This is a genomic window from Microbacterium phoenicis, assembly GCF_047302325.1.
Taxonomy (GTDB): domain Bacteria; phylum Actinomycetota; class Actinomycetes; order Actinomycetales; family Microbacteriaceae; genus Microbacterium.
Window position 1 is genome coordinate 1,813,982 of sequence record NZ_CP154849.1, and the last position, 12,958, is coordinate 1,826,939.

Here is a 12,958-nt window from a genome sequence, read left to right on the forward strand (position 1 = left end):
CGGACCGCTAGTCTGGCAGTCGGCTCGGCACCGGGAAGGATGCGATGGACAAGCAGCGTGACTTCGTTCTGAGGACGATCGAGGAACGGGGGGTCAAGTTCATCCGGTTGTGGTTCACGGATGTGACCGGAACCCTGAAATCGGTCGCGATCGCTCCCGCCGAGGTGGAGGGTGCGTTCGCCGAGGGCCTCGGCTTCGACGGCTCGGCGATCGAGGGTCTGACCCGGTCGTACGAGTCCGATCTCCTCGCGCACCCGGATCCGTCCACGTTCCAGACCCTGCCCTGGCGGGGTGAGATCGATCCGACGGCGCGCATGTTCTGCGACATCACGACGCCGGACGGACAGCCTGCCGTGGCCGATCCGCGCAATGTCCTGAAGCGCGCGCTCGCGAAGGCGGGCGATGCGGGCTTCACGTTCTACACGCATCCCGAGATCGAGTTCTACCTGCTGAAGTCGTCCTCCTTCGGTCCCGACGGGCCCGAGCCTGTCGACTCGGCGGGCTACTTCGACAACGTGCCGGGCGGGACGGCCCACGACTTCCGCCGCCGTTCCGTGCGGATGCTCGAGGACCTCGGCATCTCGGTCGAGTTCAGCCACCACGAGGGCGGGCCGGGTCAGAACGAGATCGACCTGCGGTACGCCGACGCCCTCGCGACGGCGGACAACATCATGACGTTCCGCACCGTCGTCAAGGAGGTCGCGATCGAGCAGGGCGTGTACGCGACGTTCATGCCCAAGCCCCTCAGCGGCAAGCCGGGAAGCGGTATGCACACCCACATGTCCCTGTTCGAGGGCGACATGAACGCCTTCTACGAAGAGGGCGCGCAGTATCAGCTCTCGAAGACCGGCCGTCAGTTCATCGCCGGCCTCCTGCGCCACGCCAACGAGATCTCGGCCGTCACGAACCAGTTCGTGAATTCGTACAAGCGTCTCTGGGGCGGCGACGAGGCGCCCAGCTTCGTCTGCTGGGGTCACAACAACCGCTCCGCGCTCGTGCGCGTACCGATGTACAAGCCCAACAAGGGTCAGTCCACGCGGGTCGAGTACCGCGCGCTGGACTCCGCAGCGAACCCGTACCTCGCCTACGCCCTCATGCTGGCCGCGGGCCTCAAGGGCATCGAAGAGGAGTACGAGCTGCCGCCAGAGGCCGAGGACAACGTCTGGTCGTTGACGGATGCCGAGCGTCGCGCCCTCGGCTACGGTCCGCTGCCGTCGAGCCTCGACCACGCCCTCGAGTACATGGAGGAGTCCGAGCTCGTCGCCGAGACATTGGGGGAGCAGGTCTTCAACTACGTGCTCCTGAACAAGCGTCGCGAGTGGCAGGAGTACCGGTCGCAGGTCACGCCCTTCGAGCTGCAGAAGAACCTCGAGATGCTCTGAGGCAATGGCCTCCATCGAGCGACGGGCGGCGCTCACCGACCTGGCCCGTGCGGGCTTCTCCGATCTCGCGGCATCCTCCGACGCGCTGGACGAGCTGAGTTCGCTCACCGGTATCGATCGGGCTGACCTCGTGCTCGCGGCGGGGCGGGCGGCCGATCCCGACGGCGCCGCGCAGTCCAGTGTGCGCATCGGGCGCCGCGACGCGGATGCGCTGACGCGGGTCCTGACGGAAGCGTCGGACGTCGTCTGGTCCCTCCTCGGAGCGTCGTCCGGGCTCGCGGACTTCTTCTTGCGCCACCCCGAGGAACTCACGCACCTGGTCGGAGCCGGACGCATGCTCCCCTCGGCGCAGTCGATGCGCGAGACCCTCCTCGAGGCGGTCGGAGCGGATGCCGAGGGGTTCGCGGCGGCATCCGATGAGTCCGCGTGGGTCGCCCTGCGCGTCCGCTACCGCCGGATCGTGGCCCTCATCGCCGCATACGACCTGTCGGCAGACGACGCGACCGAGGTGCTGCCCGACGTCGCGGCAGCCCTCGCCGACGCGGCCGGCGCCGCCCTCGACGCGTCCCTGTGCGCTGCGCGGACGCGGACCGTCTCGGGGATGTACCCGCGCGAGCAGGTCGCCGCGACGCGCCTGTCGGTCATCGGGATGGGTAAGACCGGCGCACGCGAGCTGAACTACGTGAGCGACGTCGACGTCATCTTCGTCGCAGGGGTGCAGGAGTGGACCGACCTCACCGAAGGACGCGCCGTCGACATCGCGACCCGTCTCGCGACCCTCACGATGCGCGGCATCTCGGACGTCGAGATCGAACCGCCGCTCTGGGAGGTCGACCCCAACCTGCGTCCCGAGGGCAAGCAGGGCGCTCTCGTGCGCACGCTCGATTCGCACCTGTCGTACTACGCGCGGTGGGCGAAGAGCTGGGAGTTCCAGGCGCTCCTCAAGGCGCGACCGCTCGCGGGCGACCTCGAATTGGGAGAGGCCTACTCCGCCGCCGTGCAGCCGCTGGTGTGGACCAGCAGTGCGCGCGAGAACTTCGTCGACAGTGTCCAGCGCATGCGGGAACGGGTCACCGACCACATCCCGGCCGATGAGGTCGCACGTCAGCTCAAGCTCGGACCGGGCGGCATCCGGGACATCGAGTTCACCGTCCAGCTGCTGCAACTCGTCCACGGCCTCGCCGACGAGGGCATCCGCCAGCAGAGCACCCTGAGGGCCCTCGTCGCCCTGGTCGGCGAGGGATACATCGGACGGACGGATGCCGCCGCCTTCGGCCAGCACTACCGCACGCTCCGCGTGATGGAGCACCGCCTGCAACTGCGTCGGCTCCAGCGGACGCACCTGATGCCGACCTCCTCCGACGAGCTGCGCGTCCTCGCACGGGCGACGGGACTGGCATCGGATGCCGTGGGCATCGGCGCGGTGTGGGAGCGCGTGAAGCTCCAGGTGCGCGAGATCCACATCCGCCTCTTCTACCGGCCGCTCCTGTCGGCCGTGGCTGCGCTTCCCGCCGACGAGCAGGGTGCGCTCTCCTCGGCTCAGGCGCACGACCGGCTGGCGGCGATCGGATTCCGCGACCCGGCTGGCACCCTCCGTCACATCGGTGCGCTGACGAGCGGTCTGAGCCGCAAGGCGACCATCCAGCGGCACCTCATGCCGGTCATGATCCGATGGTTCGCCGACGGCGTCGACCCGGACTACGGCATGGTCTCGTTCCGGCGGATCAGCGAGCGGCTCGGCGACACCCCGTGGTTCCTTCGCATGCTGCGCGACTCGTCGGGCGCGGCGGAGCGGCTGACCCACGTCCTGTCGGGCTCTCGATACGCGGCGGACCTCATGGAGTGGATCCCCGAGGCGGTGGCCTGGCTCGACTCGTCGGAGCAGCTGCGGCCCCGGTCGGGTTTCGCGCTGCAGCAGGAGGCCCGCGCGATCCAGGCTCGGCACGAGTCGATCAACGACGCGATGCGGTCGGTTCGCGCGCTCCGCCGCCGCGAGCTGCTGCGTCTCGCCCTGGGCGGGCTGCTCGGTGAGCTCACCATCGCCGAACTCGCGCAGGGGCTCACCTCGATCAGCGAGGTGACGATCCAGGCGACGCTGCGGGCGGTCTGGCGCGAGGTCGTGCCGCCCGAGGACGATGCGCTCGATTTCGCCGTGATCGCGATGGGCCGGTTCGGTGGCGCCGAACTCGGCTTCGGGTCGGACGCCGACGTCATGTTCGTCTACGACGCGAACGGCGTTCCGTCGCAACGAGCCCAGGAGCTCGCGCTGAAGATCGTGCAGGGCCTCCGGACGCACTCCGAGGACCAGCGGGCGCCGTTCGATCTCGATGCCGGCCTCCGTCCTGAGGGGCGGAACGGCCCGATGGCCCGATCGATCGACTCCTACGCGGAGTACTACCGCCGGTGGTCGCTGTCCTGGGAAGCGCAGGCGCTGCTGCGCGCCCGCGGTGTCGCAGGCAGCGTCAGGTTGATCGAGCGGTTCATGGCGCTGGCGGACGACCTCCGGTACCCGCAGGATCCGGACGCGCAGGGATTGCGCGAGATCAAACGCATCAAGGCGCGCGTCGAGAACGAGCGGCTCCCGCAGGGTGTCGACCGATCGCGGCACCTGAAGCTCGGCCCCGGAGGCCTCAGCGATGTCGAGTGGCTCGTCCAGCTCCTGCAGCTGCAGCACGGCGCCGACATCGAGGGGCTCCGCACGACGTCGACGACGGCTGCGCTCGAGGCTGCCCGGGCAGCAGGCCTCATCCCGGATGACGCGGCCGAACGGCTGTCGGAGGCATGGTGGCTCGCGAGCCGACTCCGATCGGCGAACACCCTGCTGTCAGGCCAGACGAGCGATGTCCTGCCCAGTGACCGAGGCAAGCTCGACGGTATCGGCAGGCTTCTGGAGTACGAGCCCCGCTCCGCCACTCAGGTGGAGGAGGATTGGCTGCGGACGGCCCGTCGTGCACGACGTGCCTTCGAGAATCACTTCTACGGCTGATCGCCGAACCAGACCGAAAGGGTCACCACCTATGTCCGTTGGACTGCTGGCCGTCGTCGACGACATCCTGAGCGCCGCCCTCAAGGCATCCTCCAAGACGGCGGGCGTCGTGATCGACGACGCCGCGGTGACGCCCCAGTACGTGCAGGGCGTGACGCCTGCCCGCGAGCTCCCCATCGTCGGCAAGATCGCTCTGGGATCGCTCGTCAACAAGTTCCTCATCATCATCCCCATCGCGCTCGTGCTGACCGCGTTCGCCCCGTGGGTCCTCCCGTACCTCCTCATCATCGGTGGAGCGTTCCTGTGCTTCGAGGGTGCGGAGAAGGTCCTCGAATGGTTTGGGTTCCATCTGCACGCGGAGGAGGAGGCGGAGCGCGACGAGAAGAAGCTCGTCCTCGGCGCCGTGCGGACGGACTTGATCCTGTCCAGCGAGATCATGCTCATCGCCCTCGACAGCCTTGAGGAGGATCTGGGCGTGTGGCAGACGCTGGCCATCCTCGCCGTCATCGCCCTCATGATGACGCTCCTCGTGTACGGCGCCGTCGCCCTCCTCGTCAAGATCGACGACATCGGTCTGAAGATGGCGAAGAGCCCGGTCAAGCGCGTGCGTCACAACGGCGCTCGCATCGTCCGCTCGATGCCCGCCGTCTTCCGCGGCATCAGCATCCTCGGCACCGTCGCCATGCTGTGGGTCGGCGGCCACCTCGTGCTCGAGAACGTGGGGAAGGTCGGCTGGCACTGGACGACGGACCTGTTGCACGGTGTCGAGCATCTCCTCGAAGTCGCAGGTCCCGTCATCGTGTGGGTAGGCGAGACTCTCGTGTCCGCGGTCGCCGGACTGATCCTGGGGCTCGTGATCGTCGGTGTGATCATGCTCATCGGCCGCCTTCGGGGCGGGGACCGCACGCACGGCGAGAAGGACGCGGCTGCCGCGCACTGAGACCGCTGGGGACGTCGGTCGCCGAGCCGCGGCACTGTCAAGGGGGCCGCCGGCGAACCGTCCCGCGCGTAGCGTCCGATCATGATGAGTCACCACGACAGCTCCGCCGACGAGCCGACCCCGGCCACCGATACCGCTCACTCGCAGAACGACCAGGTCGATCAGGACACCGCGTACAGTCCCGGGAGTGAGACCGAGACCCAGCAGAAGCAGGGTGAACACGTGTCCGACGAGGTAGCCGGCGATGTCGATGAGTCCCAGGTGCAGGTGGCACCCGGGACGGGTGGGCCGGACGACGTGGGCGAGGTCGAGGTCGACCCGAAGGACATCAACCTTCCGGGCTTTTGAGCATCCCGTCGTCGGGCGACCTCGCGACCCTGGTGGCGAGGGTCAGGACGCACACCGGCGGGGAGGTGGATCGCAGCATTCCCGCGCTCGCGTCCGCCGACCCTGACCTGGTCGCCGTCGCGATCGTCGGCACGGACGGGGAGATCTCGGCATCCGAGGAGGCCGACGTCCGATTCAGTTTGCAGTCTGCCGTGAAGCCGTTTCTGTTCGCGCTCGCCCTCGCCGATACCGACGGGGCCGCGCTCGACCGTGTCGGCATCGAACCGACCGGCGAATCCTTCGATGCGATCAAGCTCGAGAGCGGCACGGGACGTCCGCCGAACCCGATGGTCAACGCGGGGGCGCTCCTGACGGCATCCCTGGTCGAGGGTGAGGATGTCGCTGTACGCGACGAGCGGATCCTGCGCGGGCTGTCGGCCTTCGCGGGCCGAGCGCTCGAGGTCGACGATCAGATCGCGCGGGACGAGCATCTCCTCGGCGATCGCAATCACGCGCTCGCCCACCTGATGCGCTCGGAGGGCACGCTGAAGGTCACCGCCGATGACGCCGTCACCGTCTACGCCCGCGCGTGCGCGGTCCTCGTCGACGCCCGGGCGCTGTCAGTCATGGGCGCCACGCTTGCGAACGGCGGCACCAATCCCGTGACGGGGGAGCGGGTGGTCTCCGAGGCGGTCGCACGCGACGTCGTCTCCGTCATGGCCACGTGCGGGGTTTACGACGGCTCCGGAAGATGGATGCGGAGCGTCGGTATTCCCGCGAAGTCCAGCGTCTCCGGGGCTCTGGTCATGTCGGTGCCGGGTGTATTGGGCGCCGCGACGATCAGCCCGCCGCTCGACGAGCGGGGGACGAGCGTGCGAGGACACGCTGCGGCCGACATCCTCAGCGCAGAGCTCGGGCTTCACGCCTTCGGTCGAGTGGGCTAGCCGAGCCCGCGAGACGCGGAAGCGCGACCTCTGTATCGATACGATGAGATGAGAGTCGAACGGAGGGCGCAATGGAGCCGAATGTCAGGATCGAGCCCGCGTCACCGGTGCCGCCGTTCGAGCAGCTGCGCGCACAGTTGCTGGACCGGATGCGGGAGGGCGAGCTGCCCGCGGGGACCCGGCTACCGACCGTACGGCACCTCGCTGCAGACCTCGGCGTGGCGCCCGGTACCGTCGCGCGCGCCTACAAAGAGCTCGAGGCGGCCGGGGCGATCGAGACCCGCGGGCGCAACGGCACCGTCGTGGCGTGGTCTCCGGATGCCGGTGAGCGTCGCGTGCAGGAGCTCGCCGCCCAGCTCGTCCAGGTCTCGCGCGAGAGCGCCGTGCCCGCGGACCGGGTGCGGGCGATCATCGACGCCGCCCTCGCCTGAACGACGGCGTCGCGCCTCCCGGACGGGGAGACGCGGAAGGGCCCGCCGGCGCATGCCGACGGGCCCTTCGCGATGATCCGGTGATCAGACCCCGAAGTACAGCTCGTACTCGAACGGGTGCGGACGTGCCGCGATCGGCTTGATCTCGTTCTCGATCTTGTACTCGATCCACGTCTCGATGAGCTCGGGCGTGAACACGTTGCCGCGGGTGAGGAACTCGTGGTCGGCACGCAGAGCCTCGAGCGAGTCGAGGAGCGAGTTCGGCACCTGCGGGATGTTCTTCGCTTCCTCGGGGGGCAGCTCGTACAGGTCCTTGTCGACCGGCTCGTGCGGCTCGATGCGGTTGATGATGCCGTCGAGGCCGGCCATCATCTGCGCCGCGAAGGCGAGGTACGGGTTGCCGGAGGCATCCGGAGCGCGGAACTCGATGCGCTTGGCCTTCGGGTTCGAGCCGGTGATCGGGATGCGGATCGCAGCCGAACGGTTACCGGCCGAGTAGACCAGGTTGACGGGAGCCTCGTAGCCCTTGACCAGGCGCTTGTACGAGTTGATCGTCGGGTTGGTGAAGGCGAGGACCGCGGGAGCGTGCGCGAGCAGGCCGCCGATGTACCAGCGAGCGGTGTCCGAGAGTCCGCCGTAGCCCTTCTCGTCGTAGAAGAGGGGCTTGCCGTCGAGCCACAGCGACTGGTGCGTGTGCATTCCGGAGCCGTTGTCACCGAAGAGGGGCTTGGGCATGAAGGTCGCGACCTTGCCCCACTCCTCGCAGGTGTTCTTGACGATGTACTTGAACTTCAGGATGTCGTCCGCCGAGTGCACCATGGTGTCGAAGCGGTAGTTGATCTCCTGCTGGCCGCCCGTGCCCACCTCGTGGTGCGAGCGCTCGAGAACGAAGCCGGACTCGATCAGCTTGAGGGTGATGTCGTCGCGCAGGTCGGCCGTCTTGTCGACCGGGCTGACCGGGAAGTACCCACCCTTGTACGGGGTCTTGTTGGCGAGGTTGCCGCCCTCTTCGACGCGGCCGGTGTTCCAGGCGCCTTCTTCGGAGTCGACCGAGTAGAAGCTGGAGTTCTGCTTCACCTCGTAGCGCACATCGTCGAAGATGTAGAACTCCGCCTCGGGAGCGAAGAACGCCGTGTCGGCGATCCCGGTCGACGCGAGGTACTTCTCCGCCTTCTTGGCGACCTGGCGCGGGTCCTTGTGGTAGATCTCGCCCGTACGCGGGTTGTAGATGTCGAAGATCATGACGAGCGTCTTGGCTTCGCGGAACTGGTCCAGGTAGGCCGTCGTGACATCCGGGATCAGCTGCATATCGGACTCGTGGATGTTCGCGAAGCCGCGGATCGAGGAGCCGTCGAAGAGCTGGCCGACCGTGAAGAACTCCTCGTCAACGGTCGAGGCCGGGATGTTGAAGTGCTGCTGGACACCAGGGAGATCCGTGAAACGGATGTCGAGGAACTTGACGTCCTCGTCCTTGATGAACGCGAGCACCTCGGAAGAATCTTTGAACATGGAGTCTCCAAGATCGGGTGCGATGTCGACGCCCGTCGGATCAGGCGCCCCTCGAACCTATCGGGCAGCAGTTGCCCGGCAGTGTCTCCGATGTTTCGAGGATGTTACGTGGGCGCGATTACGCTGATGAGGTGTCTTCGACCCTGCCCGACTATCCCGGCGAGCGGCTCGGCCGTCCCGCCACCGGCCGCGGCAGCATCGGCCGTCCCGGTCGCCGCATCGGCGCCCTCTTCATCGACTACGCCGCAGCCACGATCCTCGCCACGGCCTTCTTCGGGTACGACCAGTTCGCGTTGCCCGAGAAAGCCGGGTGGACCCTCTTCGCGCCGATGATCGTCTTCGCCGTTCTGCAGATCCTCTTCATCCCGACCATCGGCGGGAGCCCCGGTCACCGCATCCTCGGGATGCGGGTCGAACTGGCCCGCGGTGGCTGGCCGGGTCTGTGGCGGCCGATCGTGCGGACGGCGCTGCTCGTCCTCGTGCTGCCGGCGGTCATCTGGGACGCCGATCAGCGGGGTCTCCACGACAAGGTCGTGGGAACCGTCCTCGTCAGAGGCTGAGCCGGGTCACCGAGGACGCTGAGCCCGCGCGCGCGCCGGGTCGATGCCCTTGGGGATCGGCAACGACGTGACCGACTGCGACACCGAGTCGATGCGCTTGACGACGGCGGCGAGCGTGGCGCGATCGACCGTCTTCGGGAGCGACTTGATCGTCTTGGCGAGCTTCGAGATGTGGATGTCACCCTCTTCGTCACCGACGTAGAGAACCTCGACGTTGATTCCGGATGCCACTCGCGAGACCTTCTTGCGCTCATCGTTGATGAGGCGCGTCAGACGTCCGCGAGCACCCTCGCCGATGATGACGACGCCGCCGCGGCCGACGGCGCGGTAGACCGCGTCCTGCGTGCGCGGGTTGACGCCGACGGGCATCTCCGACGTCACCCAGCTGCGGCCGAGACCGGTCGACAGCACGTGCCCCACGGCCCCCGGCATCCCGTCGAGCTTCCGGTACATGACCCGAGTCGACAGTCGCGTCAGAAGGATCATGGCGAGCAGGACGCCCATGAGCACGCCGCTGACGCCCCACAGGATGATGCTCCAGAGCTGCACGGGCTGAACGAGGAAACCGATGCCGACGCCGATGCCGATACCGACCAGCACCGTACCGGCCAATGCCCACGGCAGCCACCGGAACTCGTTCTTGGTGAACGTGTAGAGCGAGCGGATCTGCGAGAAGAATCCAGGGCGCTTCTCAGGTGCGGTACTGCGGGATGCCATGGGATCAGCCTACCTTCGCGGCTCGCAGACTTCTTCACACCGTTCGTCGGCTGCCGGCTGTCCACGATCGCCATGCAATCGCACCCAGCGGCGGCAGCGAAGCGCACCCTGAGGAGATGGATCCGCTCTCACTCGAGATGCCACCGGCGCTCCGCGATCTGACCACCGCCGAGGCCCCGTTCGCGGGCGTGCTGCGCGGCGGGGATAGCCCGACCGTCTGGGTCGGCGCGGAAGACTTCGGCGCTTCGCCCGCCTGGTCGGCTGTCGACTCCGAGCACATCCTCGCGCCACTCGACTCCGCCGGTACGCCCGACGGATCCTGCGTCATCCTTCCTCACTGCCCCGTCACGCTCGACGAGGTCGTGCGGCACGGTGCTCCGTCCGACGGTGCACTCGTCACGGTCGCCATCAGTGCGTTGCGAGGCGCCGCCGAAGCCGATCGGCTGGGTGCGGAGATGGGACGCTGGTGGGTGACGGCCGAGGGGCGACCCGTCCTCGCCCTGACAGGCTCGCTGGCCTGGCGACACGACACCGTCGCTCTGCTCCGAGAGGCGGCCGACCGGCGCACTCCGGACTCGGGGGCCGCCGCTCTCGATGCGGCTCTCGAACGCGCCGCGGACGTCATCGAGGAACCGCGTCGACTGCGTCGCGAGACGGACGAGATCGAAAGTGCGCTGTTCGCGGCCGCGGAGCCCGAGGCCCTGCCGACCGATCGTCAGGGGATTGCCGCCAGTCCAGCTCACCGAACGCGTGCGGCGGCAGCGGCGCAGCCGGTCGGGTTCGCGACGACGATGCGCGACCTGGTCGGGCGTCTGGTGGACGTCGGCGTGGCGCACCGCGTGGGCGCCGCGCTCGGCGCGGTGGCTTCCGCGGTTCGCCGCCCTCGTCGGCCGGACCGCGCGCGCCCCCAACCCCGTCCCCGGCGCCGACGCGTCGTGCTCGTCGCCGGTGCGGTCGCGACCGCGGTGATCCTCGGCGGCGCCCTCTGGCCGAGCGGGGATGCGGAAAAGCCCGCTGCAGCCGATGTGGCCGGGTCCGAAGCGCCGGCCACCCCGACACCGAGCCCCTCCGTGTCGGCACCGCCTCAGCCGGCAGCGGCGTCTCCGGCAACAAATCAGCGCCCGGTGAAGGAGGATGCCGGCCCCGAAGACATCGTGACCGCTGCGCGCGCTCTGATCGCGGAGGTGGGGTCCTGCGCGGACGACGCCTGCCGCTCCCGGCTGTGGGAGGACCCATCGGCGCCCGTCGCCTTGCCGTCCGCCACCGGCGACTACGCGATCGAGGTCGTCGACGAGTACGGCGGTGCGGCCGCGGTGAAGATCGTGGGTGCGGAGCGCACACAGGTGCTCGTCATGGTTCGGGTGCAAGAGAAATGGCTGGCCCGCGAGGTGTACGACCTCGCGGACCAGCCATGACCGGTCGAGCTGTCAGCGTCAGGCGCCGAGCTGGCCCTCGAATTGCGCCGCTTCGAGGCGAGCCTTCATCGTGCTGAGGAACCGCGCGGCATCCGCACCGTCGACGACACGGTGGTCGTACGACAGGGCGAGGTAGACGTAGGAGCGGACGCTGATGGCGTCCTTCCCGTCGACCGACACGACGCCCGGGCGCTTGACGACGACGCCGGTTCCGAGGATCGCGGACTGCGGCAGGAAGACGACGGGAGTGTCGAACAAGGCACCGCGCGAACCTGTGTTGGTCAGCGTGAAGGTGCCGCCGGCGAGCTCGTCGGGCTTCAGCTTGTTGTTGCGGGTGCGACCGGCGAGGTCGGCGATCTCGTGAGCGATCTGAGCGATGTTCTTGTCGCCCGCGTCGCGCAGGACCGGCGTCAGGAGGCCACGCTCGGTGTCGACCGCGATCGAGATGTTCTCGCTCGCGGGGTAGACGATCTGGTCGCCGTCGACGGTCGAGTTGATGATCGGGAACGTCTTCAGAGCCTCGGCGGCGGCCAACGCGAAGAACGGCAGGAACGACAGCTTGTCACCCGTCTTCTCGAGGAACGACGCCTTCACGGAGTCGCGGTAGTTCGCGAGCTTCGTGACGTCGACCTCGACGACCGTGGTCAGCTGAGCGGTCTGCTGCATGGACTCGACGGCGCGGCTGGCGAGCACCTTGCGCAGACGCGACATCGGCTGCGTCGTGCCGCGCAGCGGCGACACCTCGACGGCAGCGGGTGCCGGCGTCGCCGCCGGAGCGGAGTCGGCTTTCGGAGCCTCGGCGGCCTTCAGGACGTCTTCCTTGCGGATGCGCCCGCCGACACCGCTGCCGGTGACCGTCGACAGGTCCACGCCGTGTTGCTGAGCGAGCTTCCGGACGAGCGGGGTGACGTAGGTCACGCCGTCCTCGGCCGGGGCGGCCTGAGGCTCCTCAGCCTTGGGCGCCTCCGCCTTGGGCTCTTCGGCCTTGGGCTCTTCGGCCTTGGGCTCTTCGGCCTTCGGGGCTTCGGCCTTCGGGGCCTCGGGCGCGGCAGCCTTCTCCTCGGCGGGCGCGGCGGGGGCCGCCTCGGCCGGTGCGGCAGCGTCGGAGCCGACGCGAGCCAGCACGGCACCGACCTCGACGGTCTCGTCCTCCTGGACGAGGATCTCGGTCAGGGTTCCGGCGATCGGCGAGGGGATCTCGGTGTCGACCTTGTCGGTCGAGATCTCGAGGAGGGGCTCGTCGACGGCGACGTCATCGCCGACCTGCTTCAGCCAGCGGGTGACGGTGCCTTCGGTGACGCTCTCGCCGAGTTCGGGGAGGACGACGTCCTTCGCGTCACCGGACGATGCGGGGGCGGAGGATGCCGGTGCGGACTCGGCCGGTGCCTCCTCCTGCGCGCGCGCCTCGGCGGCGGGCTCTTCGGCGGCCGGCTCCTCGGCGGGTGCAGACTCTTCGGCGGGTGCCGACTCAGTGGGAGTCGACGATCCGTCACCGATCTTGGCCAGGACGGCACCGATCTCGACGGTCTCGTCCTCGTCCACGAGGATCTCCTCGATCACGCCGCTGACGGGCGAGGGGATTTCGGTGTCGACCTTGTCGGTCGAGATCTCGAGGAGACCTTCGTCGGCCTGCACCGAATCACCGACCTTCTTGAGCCAGCGGGTGACCGTTCCCTCGGTGACGCTCTCACCGAGCGCGGGGAGGACCACGGATGTGCTCATGACTGTGTCTCCTTCAAGAAAAAGC

At 68.5% G+C, this 12,958-nt stretch carries 11 protein-coding genes; 8 read left to right on the forward strand and 3 right to left on the reverse strand.

What is annotated here, in order from left to right; genetic code table 11:
• The first annotated feature begins 44 nt into the window (after positions 1–44).
• The 6 genes from glnA (ABCU91_RS08905) (at position 45) to ABCU91_RS08930 (ending at position 7,010) form a co-directional block, all read left to right on the forward strand.
• On the forward strand, positions 45–1,382 hold the full coding sequence (glnA, locus tag ABCU91_RS08905) for a type I glutamate--ammonia ligase (RefSeq protein WP_091353318.1): 1,338 nt from the start codon (positions 45–47) through the stop codon (positions 1,380–1,382).
• A 4-nt stretch (positions 1,383–1,386) separates the two neighbouring features.
• Positions 1,387–4,368, forward strand: coding sequence for a bifunctional [glutamine synthetase] adenylyltransferase/[glutamine synthetase]-adenylyl-L-tyrosine phosphorylase (locus ABCU91_RS08910; RefSeq protein ID WP_413353441.1), 2,982 nt, complete (start codon positions 1,387–1,389; stop codon positions 4,366–4,368).
• Positions 4,369–4,399: 31 nt separating this feature from the next.
• Entirely contained in the window at positions 4,400–5,308 is a 909-nt protein-coding gene (locus ABCU91_RS08915) for a DUF808 domain-containing protein (RefSeq protein ID WP_413353442.1), read from the forward strand.
• Positions 5,309–5,389: 81 nt separating this feature from the next.
• On the forward strand, positions 5,390–5,656 hold the full coding sequence (locus ABCU91_RS08920) for a hypothetical protein (protein ID WP_091353326.1): 267 nt from the start codon (positions 5,390–5,392) through the stop codon (positions 5,654–5,656).
• Positions 5,653–6,579, forward strand: a complete 927-nt coding sequence (gene glsA, locus ABCU91_RS08925; RefSeq protein WP_413353443.1) for a glutaminase A — start codon at positions 5,653–5,655, stop codon at positions 6,577–6,579. The genes ABCU91_RS08920 and glsA overlap by 4 nt, the downstream gene beginning before the upstream one ends.
• A gap of 71 nt (positions 6,580–6,650) precedes the next feature.
• Positions 6,651–7,010: a GntR family transcriptional regulator gene (locus tag ABCU91_RS08930; protein WP_406924329.1), complete on the forward strand. Its 360-nt coding sequence runs from the start codon at positions 6,651–6,653 to the stop codon at positions 7,008–7,010.
• Positions 7,011–7,094: 84 nt separating this feature from the next.
• Here ABCU91_RS08930 and glnA (ABCU91_RS08935) read toward each other — a convergent pair whose 3' ends face one another.
• Positions 7,095–8,519 carry a type I glutamate--ammonia ligase gene (gene glnA / locus ABCU91_RS08935; protein WP_018186667.1) on the reverse strand — a complete coding sequence of 475 codons (1,425 nt, stop codon included), beginning with the start codon at positions 8,517–8,519 and terminating at the stop codon, positions 7,095–7,097.
• Between the two features lie 131 nt (positions 8,520–8,650).
• Here glnA (ABCU91_RS08935) and ABCU91_RS08940 point away from each other — a divergent pair, with 131 nt between their 5' ends.
• Complete coding sequence (locus tag ABCU91_RS08940; RefSeq protein ID WP_091353333.1) at positions 8,651–9,079, forward strand: RDD family protein; 429 nt, start codon at positions 8,651–8,653, stop codon at positions 9,077–9,079.
• Between the two features lie 6 nt (positions 9,080–9,085).
• Here ABCU91_RS08940 and ABCU91_RS08945 read toward each other — a convergent pair whose 3' ends face one another.
• Positions 9,086–9,796, reverse strand: a complete 711-nt coding sequence (locus ABCU91_RS08945; protein ID WP_413353444.1) for a DUF4191 family protein — start codon at positions 9,794–9,796, stop codon at positions 9,086–9,088.
• A 116-nt stretch (positions 9,797–9,912) separates the two neighbouring features.
• On the opposite strand from ABCU91_RS08945, the gene ABCU91_RS08950 reads away from it, so the two are divergent.
• Positions 9,913–11,211 carry a hypothetical protein gene (locus ABCU91_RS08950; RefSeq protein ID WP_413353445.1) on the forward strand — a complete coding sequence of 433 codons (1,299 nt, stop codon included), beginning with the start codon at positions 9,913–9,915 and terminating at the stop codon, positions 11,209–11,211.
• Between the two features lie 18 nt (positions 11,212–11,229).
• Here the strand turns inward: ABCU91_RS08950 and sucB are convergent, their stop codons facing one another.
• Positions 11,230–12,933, reverse strand: coding sequence for a 2-oxoglutarate dehydrogenase, E2 component, dihydrolipoamide succinyltransferase (gene sucB / locus ABCU91_RS08955; RefSeq protein WP_413353446.1), 1,704 nt, complete (start codon positions 12,931–12,933; stop codon positions 11,230–11,232).
• Positions 12,934–12,958: the final 25 nt, after the last annotated feature.